This is a genomic window from Streptomyces spinoverrucosus (genome assembly GCF_015712165.1).
Lineage (GTDB): Bacteria > Actinomycetota > Actinomycetes > Streptomycetales > Streptomycetaceae > Streptomyces > Streptomyces spinoverrucosus_A.
Genome location: NZ_JADPZX010000003.1, coordinates 144,944 through 161,974 on the forward strand (window position 1 = coordinate 144,944; position 17,031 = coordinate 161,974).

General features: G+C 71.9%; 13 protein-coding genes and 2 pseudogenes. 4 read left to right on the plus strand and 11 right to left on the minus strand.

Annotation, left to right across the window (positions count from 1 at the left end; all coding sequences use genetic code 11):
• Window positions 1–103: 103 nt before the first annotated feature.
• Window positions 104–2,086 (plus strand): N-acetylmuramoyl-L-alanine amidase, encoded by a 1,983-nt coding sequence (locus tag I2W78_RS38185; RefSeq protein WP_196465346.1) that lies wholly within the window; start codon window positions 104–106, stop codon window positions 2,084–2,086.
• Between the two features lie 17 nt (window positions 2,087–2,103).
• On the opposite strand, the gene melC2 is transcribed toward I2W78_RS38185, so the two are convergent.
• Both melC2 and melC1 read right to left on the minus strand, forming a co-directional pair.
• Entirely contained in the window at window positions 2,104–2,931 is an 828-nt protein-coding gene (gene melC2, locus I2W78_RS38190; RefSeq protein WP_196465347.1) for a tyrosinase MelC2, read from the minus strand.
• Window positions 2,932–2,963: 32 nt separating this feature from the next.
• Complete coding sequence (gene melC1, locus I2W78_RS38195) at window positions 2,964–3,383, minus strand: apotyrosinase chaperone MelC1 (RefSeq protein ID WP_196465348.1); 420 nt, start codon at window positions 3,381–3,383, stop codon at window positions 2,964–2,966.
• A gap of 364 nt (window positions 3,384–3,747) precedes the next feature.
• Here melC1 and I2W78_RS38200 point away from each other — a divergent pair.
• Window positions 3,748–4,955 (plus strand): annotated as a pseudogene (locus I2W78_RS38200) (FAD-dependent monooxygenase).
• A 7-nt stretch (window positions 4,956–4,962) separates the two neighbouring features.
• On the opposite strand, the pseudogene I2W78_RS38205 reads toward I2W78_RS38200, so the two are convergent.
• Window positions 4,963–6,686, minus strand: a pseudogene (locus I2W78_RS38205) (cholesterol oxidase substrate-binding domain-containing protein).
• A 137-nt stretch (window positions 6,687–6,823) separates the two neighbouring features.
• Here I2W78_RS38205 and I2W78_RS38210 point away from each other — a divergent pair.
• Entirely contained in the window at window positions 6,824–7,807 is a 984-nt protein-coding gene (locus I2W78_RS38210) for an aldo/keto reductase (protein WP_196465349.1), read from the plus strand.
• A gap of 63 nt (window positions 7,808–7,870) precedes the next feature.
• The gene (locus I2W78_RS38215; RefSeq protein ID WP_196465350.1) at window positions 7,871–8,368 is read left to right on the plus strand and encodes a DUF6328 family protein; all 498 of its coding nucleotides are present in this window, start codon (window positions 7,871–7,873) and stop codon (window positions 8,366–8,368) included.
• On the opposite strand, the gene I2W78_RS38220 is transcribed toward I2W78_RS38215, so the two are convergent.
• The 8 genes from I2W78_RS38220 to I2W78_RS38255 all read right to left on the minus strand — a co-directional run bounded on the left by I2W78_RS38220 (window position 8,362) and on the right by I2W78_RS38255 (window position 16,965).
• Complete coding sequence (locus tag I2W78_RS38220) at window positions 8,362–9,027, minus strand: DUF2238 domain-containing protein (RefSeq protein WP_196465351.1); 666 nt, start codon at window positions 9,025–9,027, stop codon at window positions 8,362–8,364. The genes I2W78_RS38215 and I2W78_RS38220 overlap by 7 nt on opposite strands.
• A gap of 97 nt (window positions 9,028–9,124) precedes the next feature.
• Window positions 9,125–9,550 carry an SsgA family sporulation/cell division regulator gene (locus I2W78_RS38225; protein WP_196465352.1) on the minus strand — a complete coding sequence of 142 codons (426 nt, stop codon included), beginning with the start codon at window positions 9,548–9,550 and terminating at the stop codon, window positions 9,125–9,127.
• A gap of 115 nt (window positions 9,551–9,665) precedes the next feature.
• Window positions 9,666–10,637, minus strand: coding sequence for an LLM class F420-dependent oxidoreductase (locus tag I2W78_RS38230; protein WP_196465353.1), 972 nt, complete (start codon window positions 10,635–10,637; stop codon window positions 9,666–9,668).
• 75 nt (window positions 10,638–10,712) lie between these two features.
• Window positions 10,713–12,329: a serine/threonine-protein kinase gene (locus I2W78_RS38235; RefSeq protein WP_196465354.1), complete on the minus strand. Its 1,617-nt coding sequence runs from the start codon at window positions 12,327–12,329 to the stop codon at window positions 10,713–10,715.
• 168 nt (window positions 12,330–12,497) lie between these two features.
• On the minus strand, window positions 12,498–13,583 hold the full coding sequence (locus tag I2W78_RS38240; RefSeq protein WP_374222753.1) for a polyprenyl synthetase family protein: 1,086 nt from the start codon (window positions 13,581–13,583) through the stop codon (window positions 12,498–12,500).
• Window positions 13,580–14,632, minus strand: coding sequence for a tetratricopeptide repeat protein (locus I2W78_RS38245; protein WP_196465355.1), 1,053 nt, complete (start codon window positions 14,630–14,632; stop codon window positions 13,580–13,582). The genes I2W78_RS38240 and I2W78_RS38245 overlap by 4 nt, the downstream gene beginning before the upstream one ends.
• Before the next feature lie 177 nt (window positions 14,633–14,809).
• Entirely contained in the window at window positions 14,810–15,487 is a 678-nt protein-coding gene (locus tag I2W78_RS38250) for an AIM24 family protein (protein WP_196465356.1), read from the minus strand.
• Window positions 15,488–15,603: 116 nt separating this feature from the next.
• Window positions 15,604–16,965, minus strand: a complete 1,362-nt coding sequence (locus tag I2W78_RS38255) for a CAP domain-containing protein (protein ID WP_196465357.1) — start codon at window positions 16,963–16,965, stop codon at window positions 15,604–15,606.
• Window positions 16,966–17,031 lie beyond the last annotated feature (66 nt).

Genomic DNA, 17,031 nt, shown 5'->3' on the forward strand with positions numbered 1-17,031 from the left:
GCTTGGCGCGACGTGGCGCTGCGGGCACGGAAGCGTACGAGGGGTGACGTGGAGGGCAGCTCTGCTGTCCTTGTTGCGCCGAGCATCGCCGGAGGCCCTTGCAATGACAGATCCCGCCGCCCCCCGTGTCCCCGATGCCGTACGCCGGCGCCGCCGCCGGGTCGTCTGCGTGACCGCGTCGCTGGCGCTCCAGGTCCCGCTGCTGGTCACACTGCTGAACGTGCCACCTGCCCAGAACGGCCCGGCGGCCGAGAGCAGCGCCGCTGACGAGCGGCGCCTGGAGGATGTCTTCACGGCCGCCGCGGCCGAGTACGGCGTACCGCGCAGCGTGCTCATGGGCGTGTCCTACCAGCAGTCCCGATGGGACTCCCATCGGGGGAAGCCGAGCGTCGTGGGCGGCTACGGGCCGATGCATCTCGTGGACGTGCCTTATGCCCAGGGGATGCTGCCCGGCGCGGGTACTCAGCCGCTCGCGGGTCCGCACACCTCGCCGCGCCAGGGGAACTCCCTGGGCACCCGCTCCGCGCAGCCGGCCGACCTGCAGCGCGCCGCCCGCCTCATCGGTGTCCCGGTCGAGCAGCTGCGAACCGACCCCGCCGCCAACGTGCGCGGCGGCGCGGCCCTCCTGGCGGCGACGCAACGGGAGCTCGGCAAGCCCCTCAGCGCCGACCCCGCCGACTGGTGGGAGGCGGTGGCGCGTTTCCCGGGCATGAGTGACACCGTGTCGGCGAACACGTACGCGAACGACGTCTTCAACGTGATCCGGCGTGGCGCCCACCGCACCACCGACGCGGGGCAGCACATCACCCTTCCCGCCAACCCCGGGGTGCGCGCCCAGCCGCGCGACTCCCTGCGGCCGAAGGACATCGAGTGTCCGCCGGAGCTGTCCTGCTCCTGGATCAGGGCCCCGTACGTGGAGATCGGCGACGGCGAGTACGGCAACTACGACCCGGCCGACCGGCCGAAGGACCAGAAGATCGAGTACATCGTCATCCACGACACCGAGGGGCCCCTGCCGTCCATGTTCCAGACGGTCCAGGACCCGAACGAGGTGTCGTGGCACTACTCGATCCGCTCCAGCGACGGCCACGTCACCCAGCACGTCAGGACGAAGGACGCGGCCCGGCACTCCGGCAGCCAGTACATCAACGCCCGCTCGATCGGCATCGAGCACGAAGGGATCCTCAGCCAGCCCGACACCTGGTACACCGAGCAGATGTACCAGGCCTCGGCCCGCCTGGTGCGCTACCTGGCCAAGAAGTACGACATCCCGCTCGACCGGCAGCACATCTTCGGCCACGACAACGTGCCGTCCCCGATGGGCGTGACCATTCCCCACATGCACGACGATCCCGGCCCCTTCTGGGACTGGGAGCACTACTTCGACCTGCTCGGCGCGCCGCTGCGCGGCACGGCCGGACGGCACAGCGAGATGGTGATGATGCTGCCCGACTACACCACTCACAAGCCGCTCTTCACCGGGTGCAGGACCAGCGGTGTGCCGTGCACGCCGCACGGCTCCAGCGCCGTCCGCCTGCACACCGAGCCGCGCGACGACGCCCCGCTGATCCAGGACCCGGGCCGCCGCCCGGAGGGCGATCCCTCCACGGAGGACGTCAACGACCTGGGGTCGAGAGTCTCCGCCGGCCAGGTCTTCGCGGTCGCCGGGCGCAGCGGCGACTGGACGGCGATCTGGTACCAGGGCAGCAAGGCGTGGTTCAAGAACCCCAAGGTCCGCCCGACGGCCGTCGGCACGACCGGCCGGATGGTGACCCCGAAGGAGGGCCTGAGCGAGATCGCGGTGTACGGGCGTGCCCTCCCCGAGTCGGACGCCTATCCGGACGACATTCCGGTGAAGGACGAGTCGCCGCTCCCGTACACCTTCCGCGCGGGCCAGCGCTATGTGACACAGGACCGGGTCGTCGGGTCCTTCGTCGACAAGTCGGGCACCGACGGCACCTTCCGGGTGGTGCAGGGCGACGACGAGTTCTACGAGATCCAGTTCGGCCACCGGCTCGCGTACGTCCGCGTCGACGACGTGGACGTGGTGGACGTGTCCACCACGGCGGGAACGCCGTCAGACTGATCCGCCGGACAGCACGCCTAGGCGTCGGTGTCGAACGTGTAGTGGGCGGTGTGGTCCAGCAGGTCCGCCGGAGCCATGTCGTTCCACGGCTTCATCGTCTCGTTCAGGTCCACCACGTTCGGCGTACCCGCCGCCGGGACATAGCCGGAGTCCGGGTGCCGGCGCCGCCACTCGGCCCACAGCTTGTCGATGAAGGCGTGGTGCAGCCAGAACACCGGGTCGTTGGGGGAGACCCCGGTGGCCATCTGGCCGCCGACCCAGACATGCACCCGGTTGTGCAGGTTGACCCCGCGCCAGCCCTCCAGATGGTTGCGGAAGCCCTCCGAGGCGCTGTTCCAGGGCGCCATGTCGTACGTCGCCATGGCGAGCACGGAGTCCACCTCGGCCCGCGTCGGCAGCTCCCGCGCCGCGCTGCCCAGCGACCGGCGCAGGAACGTCCGCCCGTCGACCCGCACGTTGATCGGCCAGTTGCCGCTCGCCTCGGAGAACGCCCCGTCCGACACCCGCCCGTCCCGAGCCCGCCCGTTGCCGCCGAGGAAGTCCGGACCCCACAGCGAGGACCGCACCGAGCGGTCGGCGGTCCAGTCCCAGTACGGCAGCGCCACCGACGCGTCCACCGACTGCAACGCCCGCTCGAACTCCAGCAGGAATCTGCGATGCCAGGGCAGGAAGGACGGTGAACGGTGCCCGGTGCGTTCGCCGTTGTCGGTGTCACCGAGGATGAAGGCGTTGTGCGTCGTGACGAACTCGTCGTAACGGCCGCTGCGCTTGAGCTCCAGGAGCGCGGCGACGAAACGCCGCTTCTCGTCGGTGGTCAGGCTCGCCTGGTTCTTGCGGACAGTCATGTGCGAAAGCTCCAAGTGTGGTGCGGGGAAGGTCAGTTGGCGGCGAAGGGGACGAGCTTGGCGCCCTGCAGCTCGTCGACCGCGGCACGCGCGGCGGCACGCGGCGTGGCCACCGGGTCGTAGTGGGTGACCACGCTGATCCAGGTGCCGTCGGCGTTGCGCATCACGTGCAGCTCCGCGCCGTCGACGAACACGGCGTATCCGCCGCCGTGATGCTGGTGACCGCCCCCGGTGACCGGGCGGCCCTGTATGCGGCGGCCCTTGTAGACCTCGTCGAACGGTGCGGGGGAGGCGTGACCGTGGTCGTGCCCGGCCGCGTCCGGCGTAGTGGCCGCGACGGATGCGGCGTTGGCGTCGGCCGCCGCGCCGGAGGCGACGACAGTGGCGGCGCCGGCGGTCGCGGCGAGGGCGGCCGCGGCGGTGAGCGCACGGCGACGGCTGAGTTCCGGCATGCGGACCTCCAGGTTCAGTGGACGCTGCTTTCGGCAGGTCGTTCGATTGACGACCTGGCATGCCTATCGGTCCGGTGGAGAGCGGGAGAAATCGCCCGTGCGCGGTTGGCTGCGATCCGGACAAGTGCCCACATGTCGTGCAAGGTTGAACCAGGATGATCTTGTCGACCTGGCAGCCGGGCGGACCCCGGAAGGGGGAATTCCTTCCTCTGGGAGCGATCTCTCCGGTGATCCTTCGCCGACCGCCGTGACCCCCGTGGCCTGGCTCACTCCCTGAAACTGACGCGATTTGAGAGGTCGGTTGCGGCGACCCCCGGCCTGCTACTCTGCGTGGCGAAATGATCGCTTGGAGTGATTCCTAGGGGTGTGCGTGAAGGTCGCCTGCGTCGGTGGCGGGCCCGCCGGCCTGTATCTCTCGATCCTGCTCAAGCGGCAGGACCCGTCCATCACATCACCGTCCACGAACGCAACCCGGAGGGCTCGACCTACGGCTGGGGCGTGACGTACTGGCGCGGACTGCTCGACCGACTCCACGAGCACGACCCCGAGTCGGCCCGCGCCCTCGACGCGCACTCCGTCCGCTGGAACGAGGGCGTCGCGCACGTCCGGGATCTGACCACCCGCCACCGCGGCGACCAGGGCTTCGGCATCGGCCGCCACCGGCTCCTGGAAATCCTCGCCGACCGTGCCCGCGCCCTCGGCGTCCGCGTGGAGTACGAGCACGAGATCGGCCCCGGCCGGCTGCCCGACGCCGAGCTCGTCGTGGCCGCCGACGGAGTCCACAGCGCCCTGCGCACCCGGCACGCCGACCACTTCGGCACGGAGTTCAGGGCGGGCCGGAACTTCTACATCTGGCTCGGCACCACCAAGGTCTTCGACTCCTTCACCTTCGCCTTCGTCGAGACCGAGCACGGCTGGATCTGGTGCTACGGCTACCCCTTCGACGGCGAGCGCAGTACCTGTGTCGTCGAGTGCGCCCCCGAGACCTGGACCGGCCTCGGCCTCGACCGCGCGGGCGAGGCCGACGGACTGACCCTGTTGGAGAAGCTCTTCGCCGTCGTCCTGGACGGTCAACGGCTGATCGGCCGCTCCTCGGCCCAGGGCAGCGCCCAATGGCTGAACTTCCGCACCCTCACCAACCGCACCTGGTACCGCGACAACCTCGTCCTCATCGGCGACGCCGCCCACACCACGCACTACTCCATCGGCGCCGGCACCACCCTCGCCCTGGAGGACGCCATCGCCCTGGCGGCCGCCCTTCGCGAGCACACGGCCCTCCCGCAGGCCCTCGCCCGCTACGAGCAGGAACGCAGGTCGGCCCTGCTGCCCACGCAGAGCGCCGCCCGCTACAGCGCCCAGTGGTACGAGAACCTGCCCCGCTACATCCACCTGCCCCCCGAGCGCATGTTCGCCCTGCTGGGCCAGCGCCACTCACCCCTGCTGCCGTATGTCCCGCCGCAGCTCTACTACCGGCTCGACCGCGCGGCCGGACAACTGGAGGGGCTGCGCCGGCTGAAGCGCTGGCTGGGCCCGAAACTCGCCCGCACGGCCCAGGGGCGCACACTGAAGTAACGTCGGCTCAGCCCAGCAACCGCCGTAGAAACGCGTTGCTGAACACATGGTGCGGGTCGAGCCGGTTCAGCGCGTCGGCCGCCCGCCCCCACACTCCGTCGCCGAACGAGGCGGGCACCGTCGTGCCGATGACGTCCTCGTCGCGCCACACGTCCGAGTCCGTGTACGCCCAGCCCTTGGACCACTCGACCCGGGCGAGCGCGTACCCGCCGTCGTACCCGCCGTCGTACCGCCCGAGCAGGAACCGCTCCAGCTCGCGCAGGAACGCCTCCGCGTACGGCGTCCCGGGCAGCGTCAGCACGTCCAGCCACACCGCCGAGTCCCACTCGGGGCGGCCCTCGACCGGCCGCACCGCCGACAGCAACGGGGCGTGCGCGCCGGCCAGTTCGGCGTCGGCGGGGTGGTCGAGGCCGGTCACCCGGATCTCCACGGAGCCGTTGACCGGGAACCGGCCCGGGCGGCGTACGCCGTCAGCCGCTCCCGGTAGAAACCGGTGAACTCACTGATCACCCGCTGCACCTGCCCCCGCGAGGTGAGCACCGCGTACCCGTTGGCGTGCACCCGCAGCGTGGTCGGCCGCAGATACAGCAGCGTGTTCTTCGACGGCCCCCAGATGTCGCCGGACAGCGTCGCCACTAGCCCGAGAGCCGCCACGTCGTACTGGAGATTCCCCAGCACCGGCGCCAGCGACCACGCGCCCTCCGCCACGATCCGCCCGACCAGATCCGCGACCGGCGTCGGAACGCTGTCGGAGAACGGGTAGTTGTACGGCGACGACACTCGCCGCGAGGCCGGCGGCCGCGTCGGTGACACGCTCCACACCTTCAGCCACGGATGCTCGGTGAAGGCGAACCAGATCGCCTCCACCCGCCCGGACGCGTCGAGGAAGCTCTCGAACGTCCGCCCGCCGGAGCCGGGCGCCGCGAACAACTCGCCCGCCGGAATGTCGACGCGGCTGACGCACCGCAGATTGGTGTTCGCCCCCACCCGCAGTACCACCTCCGTCACCAGCGCCCGCCCGAGATGCGTGAGCAGCGCCGCGCAGTCGGCCTCGTCGCGCCGGAACGTGCGCAGCACATAGGCGTCGCTGCTCTCGTCCCACACGACGGCGGTGAGCGACAGCACCAGATTGCTCAGCGAGCCGTACGTGCGCCCCGGCAGCCGCCGTTCGCCCCGTGCCGGTACGGCCGTGCCGTGCCCGTCGACGGCCAGGGCGCCGCCCAGCGTGAGGTTGCCGGGAGCGGGCACGGCGGTGAGACCGAGGCCGTGTTCCTCCAGGTACGTCAGCAGGGCCTCCATCGTCACACCGGTACCGGCGCGGACCGCCGAGCGGCCGTCGAGGGCGAGGCCGGTGAGGTGCCGGGTGGTGTCGACGAGGAGGACGGGGGAGTCGGGGCGCGTCCCCTCCGGGATCGTCAGCGGGGACCAGCCGTGCGAGGCGCCCCGGGCGCGGACCGTCCAGCCGTGTCGCCGGGCCCAGTTGACGACGGCGACCACCTGCCGCGGGTCCGCCGGAGCGCAGGCCCACAGGCCGGTGGCGGTGATCGCGCCGGTCCAGTTCCGGTACGCCGTCCGGTACAGGTCGACGTCGGCGGGGAAGTCGGGCAGCTCCTGAGCGGCGGCCGCCGGATCGGGCACCAGCACGGCGGGTACGGCGGCCAGGGCGGCGGCCGTGCGCAGGAAGCCGCGGCGGGTCCGGGGAGTGGGCTCTTCGGCCATACCGTCGGTCATGCGCTCACGCTAGGGGCGGCTCGGCCGGAATCCGTTCGCCGCCGCGTTCGCTCACTCGCGTGAGTGAGCAACGCGCAGCTTCCGGGACGTGGCGACCGCTTCCGCGCACGCCGGTGACAGGTGACAGACTGGCGACCATGGAAGAGCGCGAATTCGGCAGGTCGGGTCAGCATGCGTCGGTCGTCGGTCTCGGCACCTGGCAACTGGGCGCCGACTGGGGAGACGTCGACGACAAGGAAGCCCTCACGGTGCTGGAGGCGGCGGCCGAGTCGGGGGTGACCTTCTTCGACACCGCCGACGTCTACGGCGACGGGCGCAGCGAGCAGACCATCGCCACGTTCCTGAGCAGCCGACCGGACCTGCATGTGCTGGTCGCGACCAAGATGGGCCGCCGGGTCGAGCAGATCCCCGCGAACTACGTGCTGGACAACTTCCGCGCCTGGAACGACCGGTCCCGCCGCAACCTCGGCGTCGACCGCATCGACCTGGTGCAGCTGCACTGCCCGCCCACGCCCGTCTACTCCTCCGACGAGGTCTTCGACGCCCTCGACACGCTGGTCGAGGAGGAGCGGATCGCCGCGTACGGCGTCAGCGTGGAGACCTGCGCCGAGGCGCTCACCGCGATCGCCCGGCCGAACGTGGCCAGTGTGCAGATCATCCTCAACCCGTTCCGGATGAAGCCGCTGCGCGAGGTGCTGCCCGCCGCCCGCGAGGCCGGCGTCGGCATCATCGCCCGGGTGCCGCTGGCCTCGGGCCTGCTGTCCGGCAAGTACACCAAGGACACCGTCTTTCCCGAGAACGACCACCGCACCTACAACCGGCACGGCGAGGCGTTCGACCAGGGCGAGACCTTCTCCGGCGTCGACTACACCACCGGCGTCGAGGCCGCCGCCGAGTTCGCCGCACTCGCCCCCGAGGGGTACACCCCGGCCCAGCTCGCCCTGCGCTGGATCATCCAGCAGCCCGGCGTCACCACCGTGATCCCCGGCGCCCGCTCCGCGGAGCAGGCCCGCGCCAACGCGGCCGCGGCCCGGCTGCCCGCCCTGCCCGACGCCACCCTCACCGCGATCCAGGACCTCTACCACGGGCGTATCAAGGACCAGGTGGAAGCTCGCTGGTAGCGGTGCCGCTCACGGGGAACCCGGTTGGGAAGACTTTTTGGACCTTCTCAACCGGGAGGAACCGTGTCGACCGCGGAAGGCAGTGTGCACAGGCCCAGGGGACGCAACGAGACCGAGGAGGAGAGAGCCGACCGCATGTGGGGCGAGCTCATCCAGGAGGTCCGTGTCGCGCAGATGGGCGTCCAGATCCTGTTCGGCTTCCTGCTGACCGTCGTCTTCACCCCGACCTTCGCGGACCTCTCCGACACGGACCGGAGGCTGTACATCGTGACCGTGGTCATCGGCGCCGCGGCCACCGGCGCGCTGATAGGTCCGGTGTCGCTGCACCGCCTGGTGTCCGGCCGCCGTGTGAAGCCGCAGGCGGTGACCTGGGCCTCCCGGCTCACCTTCGTGGGCCTGATCCTGCTGCTCGCCACCATGATCTGCGCGCTGCTGCTGATCCTGCGCGTGGCGACCCACGACCCCTATGTGCCGTACCTGGTGGCCGGAGTCGTCGTCTGGTACGTGCTGTGCTGGTTCGCGCTGCCGCTGTGGACGCGGCGCCGCCACACGAGTCAGTAGCGGGGCAGATCGTTCAGCTGCCGGTCGTGGATCCGGCTGAGGAGCAGCAGCGAGGCGGTGGCGCCGATGAGGGCACAGAACATGTCCCACTGTGTGTCCCAGACGTCGCCCTGCGTGGCCAGGAACGCGTCCGCCGCCTCGCCTCCGATCACGGCCGCCGCCCACTCCAGCATCTCGAAGACCGCGCTGAAGGCGAGGCACGCGCACACGGTCAGCGGCGCCAGCCAGCGGCTGCCGCGCAGCGGTGAGGTGCGCACGAGCAACTCCCGTACCAGGATGGCCGGTACGAAGCCCTGCATGAGGTGACCGAAGCGGTCGTACGGGTTGCGGTCCAGGCCGAAGGTGTCGCGCACCCAGTCGCCGAGGGGGACCTGCGCGTACGTGTAGTGGCCGCCCAGCACCAGGACGAGCGCGTGTGCGGCCAGCAGGATGCACAGCAGGCCGGTCATCGGGAACCGCCGCCAGGTCAGGAACAGCAGCGGCAGTCCGACGATCACCCACACCGTCTCCAGGAACCAGGTCGCCCGGTCGTGCGGCTCCCAGGCGGAGACCGCCAGCGCCACGGCCACCAGCCCGGCGAGCAGCAGGGGCAGGCGCCTGCCGGTGCGGGCGGCGGACAGGGCCGGCATCGGGCGTGGGTCGGGACTGACAGCGGACATGGGCGCACTCCTCTTCGTGGGAGCCCCATCGTGTCGGCGCGCCGTCACCGCGACATGAGTACGGCTACTCAACTCCCGCCACACGGACCCGGGTAGCTCAGCCCTCGGCGATGACCTCGGCCAGGAAGTCGTCCACCTGGATCCGTTCCTGCCCGGGCGCGACGATCTCGTGGGTCCGGCGCAGGAACGACTCGACGGCCGGGGCCCAGGCGAACACCACCGCGTGATGACGTTCGCCGTCGGACCGGGCGTCGCCGAGGAACTCCATGCGCAGCTCCTCCCACACGCCCGTCGACACCGGGCGGAACCGCACATCGCCCACGCCGACGGGCCGCCGCAGCCCGTCGAGAAGCATCTCCCGGTCCAGCCGCCACCGGGCCAGCACATGGCCGTCGTGACTGAACACCGCGGTGACGGCGAACGGGTCGTCGGCGTCGTAGCCGAGGTGGGCGAGCACGGGGAAGCGGTCCGTGGCGCCCGCCTGGAGCTGCATGACCAAGGTCTTGTGCACGTTGGGGTTCACGAGAGGGCCTCCGAGGAGAACGGTCGTAGAGACCTCTAGTACCCCGGTCGTGCGCGTGATGCTCAGCCTTGAGAGTGATTCTCCGGTGTCCCGCGCGACGCCGTGAGGCAGGTGGTCAGCCGAGGGCGTCGCGCAGCGCCGGCAGCAGGGTCTTCGCCGACCAGTCCAGGTACTCCGGCTGCGACTCGCCGCCGATCTGCACCAGGGCGATCTCCGTGAACCCGGCCTCGGCGTACGGGCGTACGGCCGCCACGAAGTCCTCCGGGTCGTCGCCGCACGGAATCGACTCGGCGACGTCGTCCTGGGACACGTACTGGGTGGCCGACTCGAAGGAATCAGGGTGCGGCAGCTCGGAGTTGACCTTCCAGCCGCTGCCGAACCAGCGGAACTGCGCGTGCGCCCGCTTCACCGCCGCCTCGCGGTCGGTGTCGTAGCAGACCGGCAGCTGGCCCACACGTGGCTTGCCCGTACCGCCGTGCCGGTCGAAGGCCTCCAGCAGGCCCGGTTTCGGCTCCGTCGCGATGACGAGGTCGGCGAGCCGCCCCGCCAGCTTGCAGGAGCGCTCGCCGGAGACGGCGATGCCGATCTGCGGCGGCTCGTCGGGCAGGTCCCACAGCCGGGCCGACTCCACGTCGAAGTGCGTGCCGCGGTGGTTCACATGACCGCCCGCGAACAGCGCCCGGATGATCTCGACCGCTTCCTCCAGCATCTCGTGCCGCACGTCGACGGACGGCCAACCGCCGCCCACCACATGCTCGTTGAGGTTCTCGCCGGACCCGAGGCCCAGCCGGAAGCGGCCCTGCGACAGCAGCTGCATGGTCGCCGCCTTCTGCGCCACCACCGCCGGGTGATAGCGGAAGGTCGGACAGGTCACGTAGGTCATCAGCGGGATGCGGTCCGTCGCCTGCGCCGCCGCGCCCAGCACACTCCACACGTACGGGGAGTGACCCTGGGAGCGCAGCCACGGAAAGTAGTGGTCCGAGGCCACGGAGAAGTCGAATCCGGCTTCCTCGGCCCGCACCACGTGGTCCACGAGATCACGGGGGCCGGCCTGTTCGGTCATCATCGTGTATCCGATTTGCGCCATAGGGGGCGAGTTTCCGTGTGGGGCGAGCGGAAACGACACAGCGACGAGCGATGCGGATCACGGGGTCGGCGACTGTCAGTCCTCGGCGGGCCGGAAGGTGCGCAGGAAGGCGTTCAGGGCCTGGCGGTTCTCGGCGTCGTCCCAGTCCACGGCCGGGGTCGTCCAGCGCAGTGAGTAGCCGCGGCCGCCGCCGATGAGGAAGCCACGGCCGAGGGTGCGGATCCGGGTGCCGTCGACGTCGGCGAGCCACTCCATGTCGGCGGCCTGCTGCCCCCGGTAGGTCGTCGCCTGGATCTCCCCGAGCCGCCGGTAATCGTCGGCGGCCTGCTTCAGTCCCGGTTCGACGTCGTCGCGCCAGACGGCGACCGGGTCCGGTCCGACGCGTTCGCTGTACGTCACCGCCAGCGTGCGCGAATCACCGGGCGCGCCGAGCACCACGCGGTACGCCAGGTCGGCCGCGCGTGTCGTGCTCAGTGGCTTCCAGCCCTCGGGGAGGGCGATGGAGAAGCCCTCGGGGGAGCGGTAGGTGCGGAAGCCCGGCGGCAGAGCGGGGGCCGAGGGGGACGGGGGCGCGCTGGTGGGCGGGGCGCTCGGAGTGGTCGGGGCCGGTGATGTCGGAGTCGGCGCGGGGGTGGTCGGGCGGTCCGGTTCCGGCGTCCCGGCGGAGGCCGACGGGCGGGGCTCGGTGCCGGACGCGGAGGTGCTCGTACCAGGCAGCTCACGTGTCACCGCGAGGACGGCCACCGCGACCGTGACCACGGCCAGGGCCGTCCCGGCGATCATGGTTCGTCTGCTCCACCCCGGGTCGGCGGCGTGCAGGGCGGTGGCGTACGCGCGGCGCAGCCGGGGGACCGGTGCGCTGGGCAGGGCCGCCTCGGGGTCCTCGTTGACCACGCGGGTGAGCGCCTCGCGGACCACGGGCCGGGTGAGGCGCTCCCGGCAGTCCTTGCGCAGCAGCCCCTGAACGACCTGGGTGAGCGGTCCGGCGCGCAGCGGCGTGCGCAGCGGGAGCCGGTCCACGCCCTTCAGCGTGGCCTCGGGCCGGTCCCGGTCCCGGAACGGCGGGCGCCCCTCGACCATCGCGTAGAGCATCGCGCCCAGCGCCCACAGGTCGGCGGCGGGGCCGATGCGCTCGTCGCGGGCCTGCTCCGGGGAGGCGTACGACAGTGCCGTCAGCCTTGGGGCCAGGGTCGCGCCCGCCAGCCCGAAGCCCGACACCACGACCGGACCGTCCTCGCGGACGAGGACCTGGCCGGGACTGAGCTCGCCGTGCGTGATGCCCTGGCCGTGCGCGGCCTCCAGCACGTCGAGCAGCTCCAGGCCGATCCTGGCCGCCCGCACGTAGTTGAACGAACCGTGTTCCGCAAGGAGTTCCCCGAGCGGCGTACCGCCGATCCACTCGGTGACCGTCCACAGCGCGCCCTCCTCCGCGACCGCGTCGACGACGGTCGCGACCCGGCCGGGGCACAGCCGTCCCATCGTCTCCGAAGCGCGCATGATGCGGCCGACGGTCCGGCGCGCGGCGTCCCCGTCCGGCTCGCCCGGCAGCCCGACCTGGGTCAGCAGACAGGGGCGCCCGGCCTCGACGTCCTCCCCGTACCAGCAGACGCGGTTCGTTTCGCGATGGACGACCTCAAGGAGCCGGTACCGCCCGGCGACCAACTCGTGTGCGGAGACGTACGTCTTGCTCATGGTCATCCCTCGCTGAACGCCTGGCTCTCACCTTTCCCAGAGGTACGCGGGGCGCCACGGAGTGTGTTCAACGAGCGGGGCGCATATTCGCGAGACACCGCAGTTTTGACGTTCCGTCAGTGCGCCGCGATGCGCCTCGCCCGGGTCGTCATGGATTGTCCGCGGCCGTCACAGGTCCCGCCGCACCAGGAAGTCCAGCAGCGACCTCAGCTCCGCGTCCGCCCGGGCGTCGAGTGGGACGCCCGCGAGCGCGGCCCGCCCCGCGTCGATCTGCCGACGCGCCTCGGCCAGCGCCGCCGTACGTCCTCCCGCCGCCGCGACCAGCGCCGCGGCCTCGGCCGGGTCGCCGACGGACTTTAGGAGTTCGGCGAGGCGTCGGGCGGCCGGGTCGGCGGAGTCCAGTGCGAGCAGCACCGGGAACGTCTTCTTCCGCTCCCGCAGATCGGCGAGGACGGGCTTGCCGGTCACGGCCGGCTCGCCCCAGATGCCGAGTACGTCGTCGACGACCTGGAAGGCGACGCCGAGATGACGTCCGGCGCGGTCGAGGGCGGTGACCGTGGCCGGGGGAGCGCCGCCGAGCAGGGCGCCCAGGGCGAGCGCGGCGCCGAGCAGCGAGCCCGTCTTGTGCTCGGCCATCGCCCGGTACTCCTCGGGCCGGACGCGCTCCGGGCCGCTCCAGGGCCGGGTGGCGAACAGCAGGTCGTCGGCCTGCCCGCACACCAGGTCGCCCAGCGCCACGGACAGCAGCCGTACGGCGTCCGGTCCCGCCCCGGCGAGGGTGCCGACGGCCAGCGCGAACAGCGCGTCGCCCGCCAGGACGGCCGGACCCGTGCCGTAGGCCTTCCACACGGTGGGGCGGCGGCGCCGGGTCGGGTCGCCGTCCATGATGTCGTCGTGCAGGAGGGAGAAGGCGTGCACCAACTCCACCGCGACCGCCGCCGGTACGCCACTCCGACCGGGCGCGCCGGCCGCCTCCGCGCCGAGCACGGCCAGCGCCTGCCGGACCCCCTTGCCACCCGGTGCGACGGCCGGTCCGCCGCCGACCTCGCACCAGCCGAAGGAGTACGCGGCCATCTCACCAACCCAGGGGTGCATCCCCGCGACGGCCTCCCGGAGCGCGGGCCGCACCAACTCCCGGCAGCGGACGAGCACGTCGGGAGCGCCGGCCGGGGGCAGGGCCTGGTCGGCGCAGGCCGGGCTCGGGGCTTCGGGGGTGGCTGCCGGGGCCCGGACGCCCGAGTCCAGCGCCGTCACCGTACGACCTCCATGGCCCGCTCCGTGTCGAGACCGAACTCCCGCTGCGCCCGTGCCACCATCTCCCGCGCGTGCCGCAGCCCTATGCGATCCAGCTCCCGGGCCAGTTCGTCCAGCTCGGCGGCGGTCTCGGCGCGGTCGCGGCCCAGCTGGGCGCGCGACTTGGCCAGACCGAGCCGGGCGAGTGCCTCGCCGCGCGGTTCGCTCATGCCGCGGAACTCCGCCAGCGCCTGCTCGTAGAGGTCGCGGGCCTGCGCGTAGCGACCGGCGCGGTAGAGGACGTTGCCGCGCATCTTGTGGTTGTAGGCCAGCGCGCTCGTCAGGTTCATCGCCCGGCACGTGGCCTCCGCCTCGCTCAGCAGGGCGAGCGCCCGGTCCGTGTCGCCGTCGCGGACGGAGACGACGTCGGCGAGGCCGCGCAGCGCCCAGGCGTGACCGCGCCGGTCGTCGGCGCGCGCCGCGATCCCGGCCGCCTCCTCGAACAGGGCGTACGCCCGGTCGTACGACCCGGTGTTGCGGTGCATCTGCGCGATGCCCTCCAGCGCCCACACCGTGTGCCGCGCCTCGCCGCGCCGGCGGGCCTCGGCCAGCAGTTGCTCGTGCAGCCTGCCGACGGCCTCGTAGTCGCCCTGGATGCGGCCGGTCTCGGCCAGGCCCGCCAGCGAGTAGCCGCGCACGACGATGTCGCCGCCGCGTTCGCCGAGTTCGGCGGCGAGCCCCAGCAGCCGCCGGGCCAGGGCGAACGAGCCGCGCTGCCGGGCCAGCGTGCCGCCGCTCCACAGTGCCCACGCCATCGCGGCCGTGTCGCCGGCGTCCCGGGCCGCTCGGTAACTCGCCTTCCACGCCTGCTCCGCCTCGCGCACCTGCCCCAGTCGCCGGTGCGCCTCGGCGACGGCGAGCCCGCAGCGAGCCGCCTCGCCGGGCTGCCCGGCCCGTTCGGCGGCCTTCAACTGCTCGGTGCCGGTGGCCAGTACGTCGACCAGCGAGGAGTTCACGGACAGGGTGGTGAGGGCGCCCTGGTACTCCGGGGCGACTGCCTTGCCGTACATGTATGCCCTTCATGTATACATGGTGCGTATACATGGCGTGTATAGCACCCCGAAAACCCGCCCTGGCCACCCGAGGGGCCAGGGCGTCACTGTTGTCGATCAAGACGTCGGTATGGTCCGCGGGGTTGCTCGTGCGGCGTAGATCACTTCACGAAGGTGCTCGGCGGCACCGTGCGCTCAGCGCTGCTGGGCTCTCTGCGGGGTCGCCTCGCTCGGCCGTACGACGACGTGTCCCTCACCCTGGAACATGAGTTGGACGGCCTCCCCGGACCCACCGCGCAGCATCGAGCCGAGGGACTGCGAGCGATGCAGGGACGTCTGCAGGCCGGCGGTCCAGCCGACGACCGCGTCCGTGTCGACGTACACCGGATACTGCGCCGAGACCGGGATGACCAGCGGATTGCCGTCACACACCAGCCCGAGCCTGCCCTGTCCGCTGAAGACACTGTTGAACAGCCCGCCGCCGGTGATGCCCGCCCCCTTCACCGTGGCGATCCGGTACGACAACGAGGCGTCGAAACACAGGACGTTGCGGCCGTTGACCGTGAACTCCTCGCCCGGGTCGACGTCGACGACGAAGCAGTTCTGCGCCTCGTGCGCGAACCAGGCCTCGCCCTGGCCGCGCACCGCCATCAGGGGCAGGCCCTCGCCCGTGACCGCGCGCTTGAGCAGGCCGCCCACCCCCTGGCCCTTGCGTTCGAACGCGAGGCTGCCGCGGTAGGCGATCATCGCGCCCTGCCGGGCCAGCATCTCGCCGTTGACCGCGTACTTGATGCACTTGGCGTTCTCGATCGTCATGCCCGGCGCCTGGGCGGGCTGGACCATGTGCTCGCTGGAAAAGAGGTCACCCTTCATGCGGGCATCCTGTCCGGTGTATGGCGTTCTGCCAACATTGCCTGACGAACCGTGGGCGGTGTGCCGGATTCGTCGCCGTTCATCCGCCGCTCATCAGTGCCGTTCATCGGTGCCGTTCATCCGCCGCCGAAGAGCTGGGTCCAGTACGTCCCCGCCCGGCCGCCGCCGGCGAAGCCGATGCCGATGTGTGTGAAGCCGGGCTTGAGGATGTTGGCGCGATGGCCGGGGCTGTTCATCCAGCCGGTGACGACCTCGGCGGGGGAGCGCTGGCCGCAGGCTATGTTCTCGCCGATCGAGCGGCGGGTGGAACCCGCGGCGGCGGCCCGGTCCCAGGGTTGGCTGCCGTCGGGGGCGGTGTGGGAGTAGAAGTCGCGGGCCACCATGTCGGCGCTGTGCGCCTGCGCGGCCCTGGCCAGCGCCGGATCGGAGGACAGCGGCGGCAGTCCGGCGCGGGTGCGCTCGCGGTTGGTGAGGTCGATGACGTCGGCGGCGGTGCGGGTGAGGTCGGCAGGGGCGAGCGGTCTGGCCCACACCGCGGTCCAGTAGACGTCCCCGGAGCGGCCGCCGTTGGCGTGCGCGAGTCCGGCGTGTGTGAAGGCCGGGTCGAGGAGAGTGCGGCGGGGGCCGTCCGAGCGCAGGCAGTAGTCGATGAACTCGGTGGGCGTGCGCGGTCCGGAGACCAGGTGTTCGCCGATGGTGATGTATGTGAACCCGGTGGCGGTGACGCGCTGGTACACGGCGACGCCGTCCCGGCTCTCCACGCCGAGTTGGCCTGCGGCGGCCATGGCGGAGGCGTGCTGATGGGCGGCGGTGGTGAGGCGGGGGTCGAGCGAGACGGGTGGGGAACCGGCTTGGGCGCGGGCGGGGTTGATGAGGGGGAGGTAGCCGTGGGTGTCGGGGGCAGGCGTGGCGGTGGGGGGTGTGGCGTTCACCCGTCCGGTGGCCGAGGTGCGGGCCGTGGCCGTGTGGGTGCCGACCGGGCCGCCGGGCGGTGTGTCGTCGTCCAGGACGTCCACGCCGAAGTCGCGCGCCAGGCCCGCCAGTCCGTCGGCGTACCCCTGCCCCAGGGCGCGCACCTTCCAGCCCGCGCCGCGCCGGTACAGCTCGGCGAGCAGCAGGACCGTCTCCTGGCCGGGACGCGGGGGAGTGAACCGGGCGAGGTGGCGACCGCCGGGATCGGTGACGAACAGCGTGGGCACGGGCAGTCGGCCCAGGGGCGTGCCGGGGTCGGCGGGGCTGACGACGACCGTGACACGGGTGGCTCCGGCGCGCAGTCGCGTCGGGTCGACGGTGAGCGTGTCCCCGCGCAGGACGGCTCCCGGCGCGGACGGCTGGTTGTAGAACACGAAGTCGCTGTCGCCGCGCACCTTGCCGTCGTCGTCGGTGATGAGCGCGGACATGTCGAAAGGGCCGGGAACCCGCACGGTCAGGGCGCCGCCCGGGAGCGGCAGATTGCCGCCGGGGAGCAACTCGCTCATGGTGCCGCCCTGCCGGTGTGGTCGTCGTGGTCGGAGATCCGGGGTGTTGACCGGACAACGCGCACC

Coding starts and splice junctions, on each gene's coding strand:
- I2W78_RS38185 (WP_196465346.1), top strand. CDS start 104: ATGACAGATCCCGCCGCCCCCCGTGTCCCCGATGCCGTACGCCGGCGC.
- melC2 (WP_196465347.1), bottom strand. CDS start 2,931: ATGACTGTCCGCAAGAACCAGGCGAGCCTGACCACCGACGAGAAGCGG.
- melC1 (WP_196465348.1), bottom strand. CDS start 3,383: ATGCCGGAACTCAGCCGTCGCCGTGCGCTCACCGCCGCGGCCGCCCTC.
- I2W78_RS38210 (WP_196465349.1), top strand. CDS start 6,824: ATGGAAGAGCGCGAATTCGGCAGGTCGGGTCAGCATGCGTCGGTCGTC.
- I2W78_RS38220 (WP_196465351.1), bottom strand. CDS start 9,027: ATGTCCGCTGTCAGTCCCGACCCACGCCCGATGCCGGCCCTGTCCGCC.
- I2W78_RS38230 (WP_196465353.1), bottom strand. CDS start 10,637: ATGGCGCAAATCGGATACACGATGATGACCGAACAGGCCGGCCCCCGT.
- I2W78_RS38235 (WP_196465354.1), bottom strand. CDS start 12,329: ATGAGCAAGACGTACGTCTCCGCACACGAGTTGGTCGCCGGGCGGTAC.
- I2W78_RS38245 (WP_196465355.1), bottom strand. CDS start 14,632: ATGTACGGCAAGGCAGTCGCCCCGGAGTACCAGGGCGCCCTCACCACC.
- I2W78_RS38250 (WP_196465356.1), bottom strand. CDS start 15,487: ATGAAGGGTGACCTCTTTTCCAGCGAGCACATGGTCCAGCCCGCCCAG.
- I2W78_RS38255 (WP_196465357.1), bottom strand. CDS start 16,965: ATGAGCGAGTTGCTCCCCGGCGGCAATCTGCCGCTCCCGGGCGGCGCC.